The following is a 17,555-nucleotide window of genomic DNA, read 5'->3' on the forward strand; positions in this document are numbered from 1 at the left end:
GAGTTTGTCTGTTGGCGCTTTAGATAAACAAAAGGGGCCACCGGGGCCCCTTATTATTATTGTTCGTTATTATTCCTGACTAGGCTCTTCTGCGGCATCACTTTCACCATCATCGCCTTGCTCTTCGCCGTGAGTGTCAGACTGATCTGTAGCCTCTATATCTGCTACATCACCTTCTGAATCTTCACCGTCAAATTGCTCGACTTCTTCTGGCTCTTCAATGCGCTGCAAACCTACCACCAGCTCATCTTCTCCGGTACGGATCAAACGAACACCAGCCGTATTACGGCCAATAAGGCTGACTTCTAATACGCGAGTACGTACTAAGATGCCGCCGTTGGTGATCAGCATAATCTCGTGAGTATCATCGACCTGAATCGCGCCCACTACCGCACCATTACGCTCGCCCACTTTAATAGACAATACGCCCATGGTGCCACGACTGCGTGTGGGGTATTCAACCAACGCCGTACGCTTACCATAACCGTTCTCGGTGACGGTCAAGATCGGACCTTCGCCACGCGGTACAATCAAAGACACCACTTTATCGTTGGCGCCTAAACGAATACCACGCACACCGGCCGCAGTACGACCCATAGGTCGCACGCCTTTAAACGGCTTGCTTTCACCGGCTTCTGCTGCGTCCGAATCTTCAGCTTCTGCACCGTCGATAACGTCAGCTGCATCGATCACTTCAACGGCTTCGCCTTCAATTGCGTCAGCGTCATTTACTTGCGCATTATCATGGCCACTGCCTTCGGCAAAGCGCACCACTTTACCCGCATCCGAGAACAACATAATCTCGTTGCTGCCATCGGTAATATCCACCCCAATCAACTCATCGCCTTCGCGTAAGTTAATGGCACGAATACCCGACGCTAATGGGCGACGGAAGGCAGATAAGCTGGTCTTCTTCACAGTGCCATCGGCAGTGGCAAAGAACACATACTTATCTTCGCAGTACTCCTGCACCGGCAAGATGGCAGTAATACGCTCATTCTCATCGAGTGGCAGCAAGTTAACGATAGGTCGACCGCGCGCGGCTCGGCTGGCTTCTGGTAACTGATACACCTTGAGCCAGTAAACCTTACCTGCGGTAGAGAAGCACAAGATGGTGTCGTGGGTATTCGCTACCAGCAAGCGCTCTACAAAGTCTTCTTCTTTCATCTTAGTGGCTGATTTACCGCGGCCACCACGACGCTGGGCTTCATAGTCGGTCAAAGGCTGATACTTCACATACCCTTGGTGCGACAAGGTCACCACGACATCTTCTCGGGTGATCAAATCTTCGATATTGATCTCAGAGCTAGAGTTGGTGATCTCGGTACGACGAGCATCACCATACTGAGCTTTAATCAGTTCGAGCTCTTCGGTAATCACTTCCATCAAGCGCTCTGGCGTGTTCAGAATATAAAGCAGCTCAGCAATTAGCGTGAGTAGGTTTTGATATTCGTCCAGAATTTTTCCGTGCTCAAGACCGGTTAAGCGATGCAGGCGCAAGTCTAGAATCGCCTGAGCCTGTTGTTCGGTTAAGTGATATAAACCATCACGAATACCAAACTCTGGCTCTAGCCATTCTGGGCGTGCGGCATCGTCACCCGCTTTCTCTAGCATGCTGGCAACGTTACCCAGCTCCCAGCCCTGACTAATCAGGCCCGCTTTTGCTTCGGCAGCGGTAGGTGAGCGGCGGATCAGCTCTATGATCGGGTCGATATTAGCCAACGCGATGGCTAAGCCTTCCAAGATATGAGCACGATCACGGGCTTTGCGCAGCTCGAATATAGTACGACGCGTCACCACTTCACGGCGATGCTGAATAAAGCACTTCAGCATATCTTTTAAGTTAAAGATGCGCGGCTGGTTGTTGTCCAGCGCCACCATGTTAATGCCGAACACATTTTGCATCTGAGTTTGTGAATAAAGGTTATTCAAAATAACCTCACCCACTTCACCACGGCGCACTTCAATCACAATACGCATGCCGTCTTTATCAGACTCATCACGCAGTGCGGTAATGCCTTCGATGCGTTTTTCTTTTACCAGCTCGGCGATTTTTTCAATTAAGCGCGCCTTGTTCACCTGATAAGGCAACTCGGAGACGATAATGGTTTCGCGACCGGTCTTCTCATCGGTTTGCACTTCTGCCACGGCACGTACATAAATTTTGCCACGGCCGGTGCGATAGGCATCAACAATGCCTGACTTACCGTTGATAATGCCGCCGGTAGGAAAATCGGGGCCCGGGATCAGTTCAATTAACTGATCGATGGTGATGTCTTCGTCTTCAATAAGCGCCAAACAACCATCAACGACTTCGTTGAGGTTATGAGGCGGAATATTGGTGGCCATGCCCACGGCAATACCCGACGAGCCGTTAACCAGCAAGTTAGGTACTTTAGTGGGCATCACCGCCGGTATCATCTCGGTGCCATCGTAGTTAGGCACCCAGTCGACAGTATCTTTATCTAGATCGGCCAGCAGTTCGTGGGATATTTTATCCATACGTATTTCGGTATAACGCATGGCAGCGGCGGAGTCGCCATCTACCGAACCGAAGTTACCTTGGCCATCGACCAAGGTGTAACGCATAGAAAATTCCTGTGCCATGCGCACAATGGTGTCATAAACGGCACTATCACCGTGCGGGTGATATTTACCTATTACGTCACCCACTACACGGGCCGATTTCTTATAGGCTTTGTTCCAGTCGTTGCCAAGTTCGTTCATGGCAAACAGCACGCGGCGGTGCACTGGCTTCAAACCATCTCGTACATCGGGTAGCGCACGCCCTACAATTACGCTCATCGCGTAATCTAGGTAGGAGCGTTTCAGCTCATCCTCAATGTTTATCGGCATGATTTCTCGGGCCAGATCGGTCATAGCTAGTCTTGTCCCCAGTTTATTGTTGATATCGCAATAAAAAACGCTTCATTCTACCATACAAATACGTTCAAAGAGCACTGAAGCTGGTAGTGAAAAAACACGAGGGTCTGTTGACCTTTCGCGGTTAAATTTTGTTCGAGTTAAACGCGTTTTTATCGCGACGAGCGGGTTGTAGCCTAGTCATTCTAAGCAAAGCCCGCTCAACGAAGAGAAAAGCGCGTTTAGCCGAATCCGAAGAGCTGCGCTTGTGGCGTCTCTCTACTGCGTTATCGCTCGTATTTATGGAAAGAGTGGAGAATAACTACATGCCATAAGCGCGGCCTTGTATAAAGACGCCACAAACTGCTGCAAAGATCATCTCGAAAGGTCAACAGACCCTAGGCTATAATGGCCGCTGTCATTTTTATTAAACTTGCAATTAAGGCGCCGCCCGTGAATGTAGACCAACAAGAAATTGAGAAATTTGACGCTATGGCTTCCCGCTGGTGGGACTTAGACGGAGACTTTAAACCACTGCATCGACTAAACCCATTACGCTTAGGCTGGATTAGCGATAAAGCCGGCGGTTTGTTTGGCAAACACATCATCGACATTGGCTGTGGCGGTGGCATTTTAAGTGAAAGCATGGCCCGCGATGGCGCCGAGGTTACCGGCGTTGATATGGGTAAAGAGCCGCTAGCTGTGGCGCGCTTGCATGCACTAGAAACCGGCATCAGCGTTAATTATCGCCAAGGCACCGCCGAGCAAGTGGCAGAAGAGCAGCCACAGCAGTATGACGTGGTCACCTGCATGGAAATGCTCGAGCATGTTCCTAGCCCCGCCTCTGTGGTGCAAGCCTGTGCCGAGTTAGCCAAGCCAGGTGCCACTTTGGTATTTTCCACCATTAACCGTAACCCTAAAGCGTGGCTGATGATGATCGCCGCTGCCGAACACATTTTTAAAATGGTACCTAAAGGCACCCACGATCATAAAAAATTTATCACCCCAGCTGAGCTGTGCCGTTATATCGAAGCCGCCGGTTTAGTGGTTAAAGACATTAGTGGTGTGGTGTATCAGCCACTAAGCGGTGACTTTAAACTCAGCACAGACGCAGACGTCAATTACATGGTGCATGCCATTAAGCCAGACTCTCAAGCTAGCTCTAAACTGACGTCTGGCCAAAAGACATCATCCAAAAGTAGCCCCGTCACGGAGTAAGTCATGACCTTTAAAGCAGTGTTGTTTGATTTGGATGGCACCTTACTCGATACCGCTGGCGACATGGGGGCGGCAGCAAACCATGTGATTGCCAGTTTAGGTTTGCCGGTGTTGTCTGATGCAATACTGCAATGCACCACTTCAGACGGCTCTTATGCCCTGCTTAAGGCCGGCATTCATGCGGAGCTAATTGAACAGCACGGCTTAGAGCAGTTACGTAGTCAGATGCTGGCCTTTTATGGTGCCAACCTGTGCCACCATACTCGGCCCTACGACGGCGTGCCCGCACTGCTCAATTGGCTCAACCTCAATCACATTCCTTGGGGCATCGTCACCAATAAGCCCTCGGCGCTCACCTTACCCTTGCTGGCCCAGCTGCCGCTATTTTCCCGCTGCGGTGTGACCGTCAGTTCCGATACCCTCGCGTATAAAAAGCCACACCCAGCACCGTTACTGTTTGCCGCCGAACAGCTATTAGTAGCACCGCAACATTGCGTGTATATCGGCGACCATAAACGCGATATAGCAGCCGGGCTTGCCGCGGGCATGACCACGGTGGCCGCCACATGGGGTTATATTTCCGCAGGAGAAGATCCGAATAACTGGCAAGCCGCCTATCAAATTGGCACGGTTTTCGCGTTAGCCGATTGGCTAAAAGATGCATTTATAACCCAATGCTGAAAGATTACACAAGATCGCTAATCCCTCGCTTTTGCAAGCCAAATATTTTTTAAAAGTTTATCGGTGAACAGAAAAACAGCAAGCCATTAGCTAACGCCAGACTCCCTAAGGGGTAGGCGTTAGCGAGTACAAACCAATTGCAGACTAATCACTGTTCTGGCCAATTTCATCCACTTGAGTAAATCCCCGCAAGGCTCTATATTGTGCTCGCACAATCCATTAAAAAACTACATGTAGTGTCAAACTTGTTAAATTAACACACCATATAGTGTCTTAATTTAACAATCATGCCTAAATAGAGGCAAAGATATTTACGAAAAAAAGGGCCGTTTCATGAATAAAAATCTGCTGGTTACCAAACGTTCTGGCGTCAAGGAGCATCTTGATCTGGATAAAATCCACCGCGTACTCGATTGGGCAGCAGAAGGACTGGATAACGTATCGGTGTCTCAGGTTGAACTGCGTTCACACATCCAGTTTTATGAAGGTATTCGCACCGAAGATATTCATGAAACCATTATCAAGGCCGCTGCCGACTTGATTTCGGAAGAGACCCCAGACTATCAATATTTGTCTGCCCGTCTAGCCGTGTTCCATTTGCGTAAAAAAGCCTATGGCCGTTTTACGCCACCGCACCTGTATGATCATGTAACACGCCTTACCGAGCTGGGTAAATACGACCAGCACATTCTGGCCGACTACAGCCGCGATGAGTTTAATAGCTTAAATGACTATATCGTTCATGACCGTGACCTTACCTTCTCTTATGCGGCGGTTAAGCAGCTAGAAGGCAAATATCTGGTACAAAACCGCATTAACGGCGATATTTACGAAAGTCCGCAGTTTCTGTACATGCTGGTAGCAGCCTGCTTATTCTCTAAATACCCAAAAGAGACACGCATTAGCTACATCACGCGTTTTTATGATGCTATCTCTCAGTTTAAGGTGTCGTTACCCACGCCCATTATGGCCGGCGTGCGCACCCCTACGCGTCAGTTTAGCTCTTGCGTACTCATTGAATGCGGCGATAGCTTAGATTCCATCAACGCGACGTCTAGTGCCATCGTGCGTTATGTGTCACAACGTGCCGGCATTGGTATTAACGCTGGTCGTATTCGTGCGCTAGGTAGCCCCATTCGCGACGGTGAAGCTTTTCATACCGGCTGTATTCCGTTTTATAAGCACTTTCAAACCGCCGTTAAATGCTGCTCTCAGGGCGGCGTACGTGGTGGTGCCGCCACCTTGTTCTACCCAATGTGGCACTTAGAAGTAGAGTCATTGTTGGTATTAAAGAACAACCGTGGCGTTGAAGAAAACCGTGTACGACACATGGACTATGGCGTGCAAATTAACCGCCTGATGTATCACCGTCTGATTAAAGGTGGCAACATTACCTTGTTCTCGCCCTCAGACGTGCCTGGCCTTTACGATGCCTTCTTTGAAGATCAAGCCACATTTGAAGAGCTGTACCTGAAATACGAACAAGACCCGAACATTCGCAAGCGCTCCGTAAAAGCCGTCGATCTGTTCTCACTGATGATGCAAGAACGTGCCGGCACCGGCCGTATCTACATTCAACACGTAGATCACTGTAATACTCATAGCCCGTTCGACCCTAGTGTGGCCCCGATACGCCAAAGCAACTTGTGCTTAGAGATCGCGCTGCCCACCAAGCCATTGACCGACGTTAACGACGCCGAAGGTGAAATTGCACTTTGTACTCTTTCGGCCTTTAACTTAGGTGCGATTAAAGATCTAAGCGAGCTGGAAGAACTGGCAGACTTGGCCGTGCGTGCACTCGACGCCCTGCTTGATTATCAAGACTATCCGCTGCTTGCCGCGCAAAATGGCTCCATGAACCGCCGTACGCTAGGTATAGGCGTTATTAACTATGCTTATTACTTGGCGAAAAACGGCGTTAAGTATTCCGATGGCAGCGCGCTGAACTTGACCCACAAGACCTTTGAAGCCATTCAGTATTACTTGCTAAAAGCCTCGGTAAAACTGGCAGAAGAGTTTGGCCCTTGCCCCTCTTTTGGCGAGACCACGTATGCCCAAGGCATATTGCCGATAGACACCTATAAAAAAGACTTGGATGCACTGTGCCAAGAGCCGCTGCACCTAGATTGGGAAAGCCTGCGTGAGCAAATTAAAACCGTGGGCTTGCGTAACAGCACCCTAACGGCATTAATGCCATCAGAAACCTCTAGCCAAATATCGAATGCGACCAACGGCATTGAGCCACCCCGTGGCTTGGTATCGGTGAAAGCCTCTAAAGATGGCATTTTAAAGCAGGTCGTTCCTGAATATGCCGAGCTAAAGAACCAATACGAATTGTTATGGCAAATGCCGTCCAACGATGGCTACTTGCACTTAGTAGGCGTAATGCAGAAGTTTGTCGATCAGGCCATTTCTGCTAATACCAGCTACGATCCATCACGCTTTGAAGGCGGCCGCGTGCCCATGAAGCAGTTGTTAAAAGATCTGCTAACGGCCTATAAATTCGGCCTTAAAACGTTGTATTACCACAATACGCGTGACGGGGCAGCCGATGCTCAAAATGATATGCAAGAAGATGATTGTGCCGGCGGCGCCTGCAAAATATAAATTTTTATGGCGAGGGACTCCCTCGCCATTCTAGATGAGATGGCAATATGTCTTATACTACGTTTAGTCAAATTCAAAACGATCATATGTTAGAGCCGATGTTTCTCGGTAATCACGTTAACGTGGCTCGTTATGATCAACAAAAATACGATATTTTTGAAAAGCTGATTGAAAAACAGCTGTCGTTTTTCTGGCGCCCAGAAGAAGTGGACGTGTCGCAAGACCGCATCGACTATCAGGCTCTGCCTGATCATGAAAAACACATTTTCATCAGTAATCTGAAATATCAAACCTTGCTCGACTCCATTCAGGGGCGTAGCCCTAACGTGGCATTTTTACCCTTGGTGTCGATCCCTGAGTTAGAAACTTGGATTGAAACTTGGTCATTTTCTGAGACCATTCATTCACGCTCTTACACTCATATTATTCGTAATATTGTGAGCGATCCTGGCGTGGTGTTTGACGACATTGTGGCCAATGAAGAGATTTTAAAGCGCGCTGGTGATATTGCCGGTTATTATGATGAGCTGATCCGCTACACCAGCCTCTACCATTTACATGGCGAAGGTAAGCTGGAATATAAAGGCCAATCACTAGATATCAGCCGCTATGAGTTAAAGAAAAAGCTCTATCTCTGCATCATGAGCGTGAACGTATTAGAAGCCATTCGCTTCTATGTGAGCTTTGCCTGCTCCTTTGCCTTTGCCGAGCGCGAGCTAATGGAAGGCAACGCCAAAATCATTAAGCTGATTGCCCGTGACGAAGCCCTGCACCTGACAAGTACTCAGCACATGATCAATATCTTGCGTGCCGGTGACGACGACCCAGAAATGGCGCAAATCGCCAAAGAGTGTGAACAGCAATGCTTTGAGCTGTTCCGCGATGCGGCTATTCAAGAAAAAGAATGGGCAGAATATCTGTTTAAAGACGGCTCAATGATCGGTTTAAACAAAGATATTTTGTGTCAGTACGTAGAATACATCACTAACTTGCGCATGCAGGCCGTGGGTCTGACACCTGCCTTTGAAAAAGCGAAGCAAAACCCCATTCCATGGATTAACGCCTGGTTATCATCGGACAATGTGCAAGTAGCACCGCAAGAAGTTGAAATTAGCTCATACCTGATCGGTCAAATTGATTCACAAATGAATCACGACGACTTAGGCGACTTCGAGCTGTGAGCCGAGTTTGCACCCAAGCATTAAGCTTTGAACTTCGGGCAGGGGAAACCCTGCTCGAAGGGCTAGAGCGTACCGGCCACCATGTTGAATATCAGTGTCGCAGTGGATACTGCGGCACGTGCCGCACCACGCTGCTATCTGGGAATGTGAACTACCAAAGCACCCCTCTCGCCTTTGTAGCCGCCGGCGAAATTCTCCCCTGCTGCGCTCGCCCCAACGGCGAAGTGGTGTTAGATATCGATGCCGAAGCAATCAAAAAACAAGCGTAATTAACTCTCGATTTAAAGACTAAAAATTCCTTCGCAACGGAATCCACTGAACCCGCAGAAGAATAGAGATCAAATCTGAAAAGAACTATTTTTATTAAGATCTTACAAAAATATTCGATAGTCACTTTTCGCCCTTATCTCATCTTAATTTTTCCGTGTATTCCGTGGATTCCGTTGCAAAATCGGTTTTAGGTTTAGTTTATCTCGCTTTCTTTACCCTTCACGCGTTCTTGTTTAAATACTCATTCAGTATCCGCATGTTGCGCAGGTTGGCTTTAAAGGCAAAGTCGAATATATCCCCGAATATCGGCACTATGCCGACCACCAGTTCAATCAATACGTTCAAGCCCATGCGCGCCAGCACCCGAAACGGCGCCTTAAGCCTTGCCGCTTCCACAACGATGTAAGACGACATCGCCGCTCCAACCAAGTCACCAATGCCGGGCACCAGCCCAATAATTCCGTCCAGCCCAACTCTAAAGCCGCCAGGTAATCTAATCGCACTGTCGAGTAGCCATGCCAAACGATTCAGACGCTTGCTGGCCGAAGCATGGCTATGACTGCCTGTTTGGGCGTTCACTATGTTCTGCTCACGCTTGGTGCACACACATAAGGGCTCATTTTTTGGCTATTACCCATATCGCATGCACAATACCGGGAATATAACCCAGCAAGGTCAGCAGAATATTGATCCAAAAATGCTTACCCAGCCCCACCTGTAAAAAAACGCCTAACGGTGGCAGCAGAATCGCGATAATAATACGAATGATGTCCATTACGAGCTCCTTTTAATACTAATCTAGATAAATCTAGCAGATAATCGAGCCATTGCTCGTACATCGAGCTGGGGTGCGTCAAGACTTATCCGATGGCGTCAAAGGAAACCGCTGCCAGCTCACGCGACCATTCTGCTCAAACGATTTTTCTCGCTCACACACGAACAGTTGCTTGCCCATTTCAATCACCGAACCTTTCGAATAGCGCTGATCGGCATAAAAACATACCGGATCTAACTCCGAGTGAACATTCAACTCTAACGCCGGCTGCGTGCTAATGGTGTTGGCTGCCACCGAGGCCGAAACTAATGTCGAGAAAAGCAGCAGAAATCCAATTAAGACCCTCATCGTGATACCCTTCCTTTTCGCCAAAGATAAACACATCGTAACACCCTAGAATATAGAATAAGGCTTAACAATGACAAAACGATATTGGCTACTGCTAGTACTCGCGCTTACCACTCGAATTTTCACCAGCTCGACCCACGCGGCAGACGGCTCAGCCCACATAGCGGATGGCTCAGCCTCTTATGAAAACAGTCAGTCAATAGACTATCAAAATGATATCAAGCCTATTTTTGAGCAAAAATGCATCGCTTGTCATGCTTGTTACGACGCGCCTTGCCAACTGAAGCTTTCCAGTAACGAAGGCGTATTGCGTGGTGCCAGCAAAGATCCGGTTTATAATGGTGCTCGTACCAAAGACGCCCCACCCACCCGTTTATATGTAGATGCTCAAGGCGAAGCAGCGTGGCGCGAACGTAACTTTTTTAGCGTACTCGACAATAAAGATGATCACGGTGTATTAATGCTGCGTAGCCTAGCGTTGGGCAAGCAGTCGAACTGGGGCGATAACCAACGCCTGCCTGATGATTTAGATACCTCGATTAACCGCCCCAACCAGTGTAGCCAACCGAGCGAGTTCGATACCTTTGCTCGCAAACATCCACAAGCGGGCATGCCGTTTGCTGTGACTGGATTAACCGATCAAGAATATCTAACCGTGAGTCGTTGGATGGCACAAGGCGCTAATGTGCCGGAGCAAATCGTCACCTTGTCGCTAGCACAAACCGCCATGGTTAATCAGTGGGAAGACTGGCTGAACCGCAGAAGTAATCGTTATCAACTAGTAGCGCGCTATTTATACGAACACTGGTTTTTAGCTCAGCTTTACTTTAGCGATCAAGATGACAGCGAGCAGGATATATTCTTTGAGCTGGTGCGATCTCGCACCCCGTCGGGGCAGCCAATTGACGTGATTGCCACCACCCGCCCTACCGACGATCCTAATGGTCCCGCTTATTATCGACTCCGACCACAATTAGAAAGCCGCATTCACAAGACCCACATTACGTATCCGTTAAGTAAGAAGAAAATGCAGCACCTAGAAACGCTGTTTTTTACCGGTGACTGGCGCATCAAAAAAATGCCCAGTTACAACCATGATTATGCCTCCAATCCTTTTTTTACTTATAATGCGATACCTGTTCGCGCCCGCTATCAGTTCTTGCTTGATAATGCAGAATACTTCGTACGCTCATTTATTCGCGGCCCAGTGTGCCGAGGCCAAATAGCTACCGATGTTATTCGTGATCAGTTTTGGGTGGCTTTTCAGGCCCCCGAGCACGACCTGTTTGTAACAGATGCTAGCCATCAAACCCAAGTGAGGCCTTGGCTCGGCCTGCCTGGCCTCAATTCCGACCTGCTTAGTTTAGGGGCTGACTGGTCTTCTTATAGGGCTGATAGAAACAACTATTTAGACCATCGCAAACTGGCTTATGCCAAGCAGTACCCACAGGGACCCGACCTTACTCATTTATGGAGTGGCGACGGTGATAATGACCAAGCACTGCTCACGGTATTTCGTCATCACGATAGCGCAAGTGTCATTAAAGGCTGGCAAGGCGACACCCCCAGCACCATGTGGGTGATGGATTACCCGTTATTAGAGCGTACTTATTATTCGTTAGTCGCCAATTTTAACGTTTATGGCAGTGTCTCACATCAGGCCCAAACTCGACTCTACTTCGACCTTATTCGTAACGGAGCAGAGGCTAATTTATTACGATTTTTACCCGCAGGGCAACGTAACACGCTATTGCATCGCTGGTACGATAACAGCGGAGTCATCAAGCTCTTTACCAGCTACTCAGATGTAGATGAAACTACCCCTAGTCGTATCCAAACCGACGCCAAGCGACCATTAGCTGACTTTAGCCAGCAGGTACTGAGTGAGCTGGCCTTGGTTGCGGGACCAAAAGACCTCCTAAATCGCTGTCAGCAGATCGACTGTAACCCCCAACTAGACGGGCAGCTGCAGGAAAGTCCACAAGCGCGTATTAATGACCAACTTCGGCGACTAACCGGCTTTCGAGCACGCTTATTGCCGGTCATTAAATGGCTACCCGAGGTCACCTTATTGCGCATCGAGGGCGAGCAGAAAAATGATCGCCAAGTATTTAGCCTGATCCATAATCGCGATCACAGTAACGTCGCCTTTATGCTGGGTGAAGACTTACGCCTGCGTCCCCAAAATGACACCTTAACCGTGTTACCCGGTGTGATTGGCAGCTACCCTAACTTTATCTTTAATGTTAAGCAGGAACGGTTGGCTGACTTCATTACGGCCCTTACCACCTTGCAAAACGCCGATGGCATTCATGCCATCGCGGATCAATACGGTATTCGTCGCACGCACCCCGACTTTTGGTTTTACTTCCATGATATGCACGCTTATATGCAAGAAACCCAACCCATAGAGGCTGGGCTACTCGATATGAACCGTTACGAGAATTTGTAATTTTAAATAAGCGCTCTGCGCCCAGCACCAGACAAAAAATATCGAAGGAACAGTACTAAACGCCAGCTTCATTAGTTCAATTGGGCACCATTAGGTGCCCTTTTTTTATGGGGTTACTTTGTTGCCACCGACTTACTAATACCAGCTAGCGCCTTTGCTACGGTCGCTATCTCTTGCTCACACCCTTTGATGTCGTGCCTTTGTACCAAGTAACTAGGGTCGTTATACGATAGCCACACTTTGCTATCTTCCGCTTGCCACACCAGCATTTTTTGTGGCAGATCAATGGCTACACTTTGCTGGCATAGCATTAACGGGCTACCCACTTTAGGGTTACCAAATATAATGAGCTCCGTGCCTCTTAGCTTGATATTAACTTTCTCAGCCCCCTGCGCATGATTAATGCGGTTAAACACCGTCATGCCTTTCTCTTTCAGGGTCGACTCTAGCCGGTCTGCCGTTTCTTTGACGCTAAAGGCACTTTCGGTGTTGATCATGCCCTCGCCTGCCTGCGACGAAGTCGCCACCAACAACGTCAAAAAGGCAGTAAGAATAGTCGTTTTCATCGCTATCTCCTTAATTGGAATAAAAGCACAGTAAGGGTAACAATGCTGTGTTGAGTCTAGATGGTCAAGGTATTAAGCAGGAAATAATGGCCTACTCCATTGTAGTGGCAGAGCTTACTGGAGGTACTCGTAGCATGTCATGGGAGGCGGCTGTGTTACCTCTGACGTTTCGACCCAACACCTGACCAAATACTTAATGTGAGTGGTATTAATCCCATATTTTTTGCAGACCTAAAAAATGCCAGTCAGTTAAACTGACTGGCATTATCTTTTAAGCGCTCTTTTTAAGGGTTGACAACCTTAACTCGTCACCACTGTTGAGTAGCTGCTGTTTGTGCTTTGATCTCGCACGCCAGCCATCACACCCGCCACCATTTCAGCGGTGGCTGCACTTAATGTCCATCCCAAGTGGCCGTGACCGGTGTTGTAAAATACCTGCGGATGACGGCCTCGCCCTACTTTAGGCATCATGTTTGGCATCATCGGCCGTAAGCCAGCCCAGGCCACCGCACTTTCGGTAGATACATCGGGGAAGTGTCGATTGCACCACTTCACCAGTGGTTCAATGCGATCATGGCGAATGTCGCGATTGTTACCGTTAAACTCGGCGGTGCCAGCAATACGGAAACGATCTACTCCCAAACGACTGGTCACGATTTTGGTCTCATCATCCAACAAAGAAATAAGCGGGGCACTGTCTTGACTCAGCTGGTCACGCAAATTAACCGTAATGGAATAGCCTTTCACCGGATAAATATTGACTCGGTCGCCTAATTTTTTCGCCAATGCACGACTGCCTACACCCGCACACACCACCACCGCATCAAAGTGGTTTGAATTACCTTTATCGTCAGTAACCCGTACACCCTTGCCTTCGATACTCACATCTGTAAGCTCGGTTTCCATGCAAAATGTAACGCCCGCTTTACGAATAGCTTCGGCCAGACCAAAGGTAAAGTTATGGATATCGCCGGTGCTATCACTCGGTGTCCAAAAGCCACCCACAAAGTCACCTTTTAGCCGTGGCTCTTTCAGTTTAATATCGCCAGCGGTAAGTGCTTGGCGCTCTAATCCGCCTTGCTTCAACAGTTTGGTAACTTCACAAGCGTGTTTAAAATCTTTTTGATTACTATAAAAATGCATGATGCCGCAATCAGAATGATCAAACCCAACGCCCCATTTTTGCCCCAGCGCCGTTAGGTGCTGACGCGCTTCAATGGCAAGACGTGTGGTTTCAATGGTATTACGCTGGTAATCGGGGATATGGCGCATAAATTCGAGCATCCAGCTCAGTTTATGCCAGCTCGGCTTTGGATTCACCAGTAACGGCGCATCCGCTTGCAGCATCCATTTAACGCCTTTTAATACCGTGGCCCAGGTATTCCAAACCTCAGCATTAGAAGCTGAAAGCTGACCACCATTGGCGAAACTGGTTTCCATGGCAGCATAACGCTGCCTGTCGAACACAGTGACTTCAAAACCCTGCTCAATTAACTTAGCGGCGGTGGTAATACCGGTAATACCGGCACCTAATACAGCTACCTTTTTCATCTCTGACATGAAAGTGCACTCTTATTGTGCAGGCGTTGCGCATCGTGTTATTAACGAGAAATAGCTACGCAATTTATTTGCCTGACTTCCCCATCCGTCATGGAGCCTGAGAGATTCACCAGCTCTATCCCTGATAGATTGGCTTGCTCCTTCGGCGGGTCTAACAGTGCCAAGACCGCTCTTCGGATATGTCTACAGCCACCGGTCCTTTTGCCTGAGAGTTTACGGGGTCGTTGCTCCTTCGGCGGCACAGAGTGAGTGTCTTGCGGCATTCTCTTAATGCTCTCTCCCGGCTGGCTTGATCACCCACATCATAATTACAAAAAGTTAACACTTCAACTCCCAATCATTCAATGCCAAGCAACAAAATATCACCTTGTGATATTAGTCTCCTTTTCACGGAATTTTCAGACAGAAAATCTGCTCAACGATGAGATACAGCCATTTATCGGCTTCACATAACAACGTTTTCGTTAGCAATCGACTGACGCTGAACGCCTAACAAGAGCAAAGTGAAATTCGACGAACAAATGAAGCACGATTAGGGTCTGTTGACCTTTCGCTGTATCTGCGACAGGTTAGTCATGGGGATCAGATCCGGTGGCGGGAAGTCTCTTTGGTTTTTTCCCATTAATTGTTTAAGACAACTGTTAATTGATAAGGAGCACCATGCGAATTGCAACGTTAGGGCCTAGTGGCAGCAACCACGAAATGATTGCCAAACGCTATCTTAAAGTGCGCCGTTTAAACGAGGGCAGCGTGGCACTATTCACACAGTTCGAAGATGCGTTTCAAGCACTGGTGACGGGACAAGTGAGTCACGTATTGCAGTGCACCGCCCATGCAACCCATAGCGATTGCGTAGGCCGTTATATGCATCGAGCTTACCCCGTGGATACCTTTATTGCAGGCAGTAAGCCACTTGCTCTGATTGCACAACGCGCTATTACTCATCCTACGCAAGTGGCACTACAACCAGCGACTCGCTACTACACCGACTTAACGAAATATCAGATCATTGATGTTTCTACCATAGTGGCAGTAGCAGAGGGCTTGCTTACGAGGCGTTTTGAGGCCGGCATTTGCGCCGAAGAGGTGATAGCGCAGGCTCCCGAGCAGCTGCGTTTAATACAGTCACTGGGGCCTGCGCTGGATACGTGGGTGATGTTTGCTCGCCAGCCGCTGCCGAGATCGTCACCACTACTATTAAATGCCGAATATTAAAGCACGAAGATCAGGATGCCCCCTGTCACGATTAGCGCTCCTCGTTGCCACAGCGCTTTACGTGCAATAACACCATAAGAGATAGCAGCTAACCCCATCGCCACTTTCAGCCCATTAAACACAGCGCCAGAAGGGTTAACGGCCAGCTGGATTAACTCTGGGTTAGCGACCATCGCCAAGGGAATAATATATAGCCCTATGCCTAATGCCATGGCCTTAAACGCGACTTTTAGCCAATTCTCCCCCACCATTCCCGCAGCGATAAATACCCCACCACACACCGGCGGTGTAATGGTAGAGAGTAGCGCATACCAGAAGACGAAGAGGTGTGCCAAAAGCGGCTCCAAGCCCAACGAGATCAACGCCGGCCCTGCAACAGACACGCAGATAACATAGGCGGCGGTCGTCGGCACCTCCATACCTAAAATCAAGCAAGCTAATGCCGTTAATAGCAACGCAGGCCATAGCATGTCGTTAGCGAGCGAAAGAATACCCGAGGTAACCTTGACGCCTAATCCAGTCAACGACAACACACCGACAACCAGCGAGGCACACAGAATGATGGCACCAATCACGGCTATTTGACGCCCAGCGGTTACCGCAGCGTTTGATAAACGCTTAACAAAACCGGGCAGCGAAAAACGCAGCGTAACATCAAAGAACAGCAGCACCATACCGGCAAAGATCGCAATGCTCGCGGCGTACTGCGGCGTATAACCGCCATTAAAAATACGCTCTAACAGCAGCACAAATGGAACGGCAAAAAACAACGACGTTATCAATACTTCTTTCGCGCTAGGGCGTTCGCTTTCGGCCATGGGCTTGAGATCATGGCGAGTCGCATAAGCATTAATGCCCACCCAAACAGTCAAAAAGTAGAGCACTGCAGGCAACATGGCCGCCGCCATAATTTGCGTATAAGGTGTACCCGTTAGCTCCACCATAACGAAGGCACCCGCGCCCATTAGTGGCGGCATGATTTGCCCACCGGAGGAGGCAACGGCTTCCACCGCACCGGCCAGCGAACGTGGGTAGCGCAGGCGCACCATTGAGGGAATAGTGATTGCCCCTGTGGATGCCACATTAGCCGATGCCGAGCCTGATATAGACCCCATTAGCGCAGAGGAAATCACCGCCACCTTGGCCGCCCCTCCCGTGAGCCGGCCCGCTACCGCGCTAGCTAAATTCATAAAACCCTGGCCCGCTTCACCGGCATTCAGTACGGCACCAAAAATCACAAAAATGGCAACCACGCTAACACTCACTCCCGTTAGCGAGCCCCATAACCCGCCTTCGGCAATCGTCAAGGTGCCGACCATGCTTGGTAGCGGTAGCCCAGGATGGCCGAAAGACCCCGGAATATATTGGCCCAAAGCGCCGTACATCAAGGACAGCAGCGCCACCAGCGGTAAGGGCCAGCCAATGGCTCGGCGTGCCGCCTCAAGCGCTAATGCGATTAAAAATAAGCCGATGGCCATTTGCAGGTAGTTATCAATAAAACCGTACTGATCCGCTAACACAGACTCATTAACGGCAATATAGCCACACGCGGCAATGCCTAATATCGTCAGCAACCAACCACTGATCCGTTGCGCTGGGGTGTTAGCCATATAAATTAATACCCACGGCAACAACAGCGCCATGTGTAGCGGTCGACTGACGAGCGCAGGCGTTAAACCATAAAAAATTAATCCAAGATGAAATACGACACTAACCGCGCCTAACGCCATCCAACCAGACGCTATTGAGTCATCATCCGCAGGGGTCGCTGTTTGCGACGAAGTAAAAACACGCATGCCTGTTTACCTATCAATACAACA

The 17,555-nt window shown here is 49.0% G+C and carries 14 protein-coding genes and 1 riboswitch; of the genes, 7 read left to right on the forward strand and 7 right to left on the reverse strand.

The window, feature by feature from the left end; translation table 11 throughout:
- Positions 1-69 precede the first annotated feature (69 nt).
- Positions 70-2,880, reverse strand: a complete 2,811-nt coding sequence (gyrA, locus tag ACFQ1C_RS09430; protein WP_379558346.1) for a DNA topoisomerase (ATP-hydrolyzing) subunit A — start codon at positions 2,878-2,880, stop codon at positions 70-72.
- A 435-nt stretch (positions 2,881-3,315) separates the two neighbouring features.
- Between gyrA and ubiG the strand changes: the two genes are divergently transcribed.
- The 5 genes from ubiG to yfaE all read left to right on the forward strand — a co-directional run bounded on the left by ubiG (position 3,316) and on the right by yfaE (position 8,818).
- Positions 3,316-4,080 carry a bifunctional 2-polyprenyl-6-hydroxyphenol methylase/3-demethylubiquinol 3-O-methyltransferase UbiG gene (gene ubiG / locus ACFQ1C_RS09435; RefSeq protein WP_379558347.1) on the forward strand — a complete coding sequence of 255 codons (765 nt, stop codon included), beginning with the start codon at positions 3,316-3,318 and terminating at the stop codon, positions 4,078-4,080.
- 3 nt (positions 4,081-4,083) lie between these two features.
- A complete protein-coding gene (locus tag ACFQ1C_RS09440) occupies positions 4,084-4,761 on the forward strand; it encodes an HAD family hydrolase (protein ID WP_379558348.1) in 678 nt (225 codons plus the stop codon).
- Between the two features lie 333 nt (positions 4,762-5,094).
- Complete coding sequence (gene nrdA / locus ACFQ1C_RS09445; protein ID WP_379558349.1) at positions 5,095-7,368, forward strand: class 1a ribonucleoside-diphosphate reductase subunit alpha; 2,274 nt, start codon at positions 5,095-5,097, stop codon at positions 7,366-7,368.
- Between the two features lie 47 nt (positions 7,369-7,415).
- The gene (gene nrdB / locus ACFQ1C_RS09450; RefSeq protein WP_379558350.1) at positions 7,416-8,549 is read left to right on the forward strand and encodes a class Ia ribonucleoside-diphosphate reductase subunit beta; all 1,134 of its coding nucleotides are present in this window, start codon (positions 7,416-7,418) and stop codon (positions 8,547-8,549) included.
- The gene (gene yfaE / locus ACFQ1C_RS09455) at positions 8,546-8,818 is read left to right on the forward strand and encodes a class I ribonucleotide reductase maintenance protein YfaE (protein WP_379558351.1); all 273 of its coding nucleotides are present in this window, start codon (positions 8,546-8,548) and stop codon (positions 8,816-8,818) included. Before nrdB ends, yfaE begins: the two co-directional genes overlap by 4 nt.
- A gap of 220 nt (positions 8,819-9,038) precedes the next feature.
- Here yfaE and ACFQ1C_RS09460 read toward each other — a convergent pair whose 3' ends face one another.
- From ACFQ1C_RS09460 to ACFQ1C_RS09470, 3 genes are all read right to left on the reverse strand, one after another.
- Positions 9,039-9,398 (reverse strand): DUF4112 domain-containing protein, encoded by a 360-nt coding sequence (locus ACFQ1C_RS09460; RefSeq protein WP_379558352.1) that lies wholly within the window; start codon positions 9,396-9,398, stop codon positions 9,039-9,041.
- A 37-nt stretch (positions 9,399-9,435) separates the two neighbouring features.
- Positions 9,436-9,594: a YqaE/Pmp3 family membrane protein gene (locus tag ACFQ1C_RS09465; RefSeq protein WP_379558353.1), complete on the reverse strand. Its 159-nt coding sequence runs from the start codon at positions 9,592-9,594 to the stop codon at positions 9,436-9,438.
- 78 nt (positions 9,595-9,672) lie between these two features.
- Positions 9,673-9,942, reverse strand: a complete 270-nt coding sequence (locus tag ACFQ1C_RS09470) for a DUF1496 domain-containing protein (RefSeq protein ID WP_379558354.1) — start codon at positions 9,940-9,942, stop codon at positions 9,673-9,675.
- 70 nt (positions 9,943-10,012) lie between these two features.
- Between ACFQ1C_RS09470 and ACFQ1C_RS09475 the strand changes: the two genes are divergently transcribed.
- Positions 10,013-12,394, forward strand: coding sequence for a fatty acid cis/trans isomerase (locus ACFQ1C_RS09475; protein WP_379558355.1), 2,382 nt, complete (start codon positions 10,013-10,015; stop codon positions 12,392-12,394).
- A gap of 113 nt (positions 12,395-12,507) precedes the next feature.
- Here the strand turns inward: ACFQ1C_RS09475 and ACFQ1C_RS09480 are convergent, their stop codons facing one another.
- The gene (locus ACFQ1C_RS09480) at positions 12,508-12,960 is read right to left on the reverse strand and encodes a DUF302 domain-containing protein (RefSeq protein ID WP_379558356.1); all 453 of its coding nucleotides are present in this window, start codon (positions 12,958-12,960) and stop codon (positions 12,508-12,510) included.
- 300 nt (positions 12,961-13,260) lie between these two features.
- Complete coding sequence (locus tag ACFQ1C_RS09485; RefSeq protein ID WP_379558357.1) at positions 13,261-14,520, reverse strand: D-amino acid dehydrogenase; 1,260 nt, start codon at positions 14,518-14,520, stop codon at positions 13,261-13,263.
- Between the two features lie 183 nt (positions 14,521-14,703).
- Positions 14,704-14,813, reverse strand: a riboswitch (glycine riboswitch).
- Positions 14,814-15,180: 367 nt separating this feature from the next.
- On the opposite strand from ACFQ1C_RS09485, the gene ACFQ1C_RS09490 reads away from it, so the two are divergent.
- Positions 15,181-15,735, forward strand: coding sequence for a hypothetical protein (locus ACFQ1C_RS09490; protein WP_379558358.1), 555 nt, complete (start codon positions 15,181-15,183; stop codon positions 15,733-15,735).
- Here the strand turns inward: ACFQ1C_RS09490 and ACFQ1C_RS09495 are convergent.
- Positions 15,732-17,531 carry a TRAP transporter permease gene (locus ACFQ1C_RS09495; RefSeq protein ID WP_379558359.1) on the reverse strand — a complete coding sequence of 600 codons (1,800 nt, stop codon included), beginning with the start codon at positions 17,529-17,531 and terminating at the stop codon, positions 15,732-15,734. The genes ACFQ1C_RS09490 and ACFQ1C_RS09495 overlap by 4 nt on opposite strands.
- Positions 17,532-17,555: the final 24 nt, after the last annotated feature.

Source organism: Oceanisphaera ostreae (genome assembly GCF_042676125.1).
Taxonomy (GTDB): Bacteria; Pseudomonadota; Gammaproteobacteria; order Enterobacterales; family Aeromonadaceae; genus Oceanimonas; species Oceanimonas ostreae.

What these genes read in the sequence shown, in the direction of transcription:
- gyrA (WP_379558346.1), bottom strand. Translation starts at nt 2,880, where the DNA reads ATGACCGATCTGGCCCGAGAAATCATGCCGATAAACATTGAGGATGAG.
- ACFQ1C_RS09440 (WP_379558348.1), top strand. Translation starts at nt 4,084, where the DNA reads ATGACCTTTAAAGCAGTGTTGTTTGATTTGGATGGCACCTTACTCGAT.
- nrdA (WP_379558349.1), top strand. Translation starts at nt 5,095, where the DNA reads ATGAATAAAAATCTGCTGGTTACCAAACGTTCTGGCGTCAAGGAGCAT.
- nrdB (WP_379558350.1), top strand. Translation starts at nt 7,416, where the DNA reads ATGTCTTATACTACGTTTAGTCAAATTCAAAACGATCATATGTTAGAG.
- ACFQ1C_RS09465 (WP_379558353.1), bottom strand. Translation starts at nt 9,594, where the DNA reads ATGGACATCATTCGTATTATTATCGCGATTCTGCTGCCACCGTTAGGC.
- ACFQ1C_RS09470 (WP_379558354.1), bottom strand. Translation starts at nt 9,942, where the DNA reads ATGAGGGTCTTAATTGGATTTCTGCTGCTTTTCTCGACATTAGTTTCG.
- ACFQ1C_RS09475 (WP_379558355.1), top strand. Translation starts at nt 10,013, where the DNA reads ATGACAAAACGATATTGGCTACTGCTAGTACTCGCGCTTACCACTCGA.
- ACFQ1C_RS09480 (WP_379558356.1), bottom strand. Translation starts at nt 12,960, where the DNA reads ATGAAAACGACTATTCTTACTGCCTTTTTGACGTTGTTGGTGGCGACT.
- ACFQ1C_RS09485 (WP_379558357.1), bottom strand. Translation starts at nt 14,520, where the DNA reads ATGTCAGAGATGAAAAAGGTAGCTGTATTAGGTGCCGGTATTACCGGT.
- ACFQ1C_RS09490 (WP_379558358.1), top strand. Translation starts at nt 15,181, where the DNA reads ATGCGAATTGCAACGTTAGGGCCTAGTGGCAGCAACCACGAAATGATT.
- ACFQ1C_RS09495 (WP_379558359.1), bottom strand. Translation starts at nt 17,531, where the DNA reads ATGCGTGTTTTTACTTCGTCGCAAACAGCGACCCCTGCGGATGATGAC.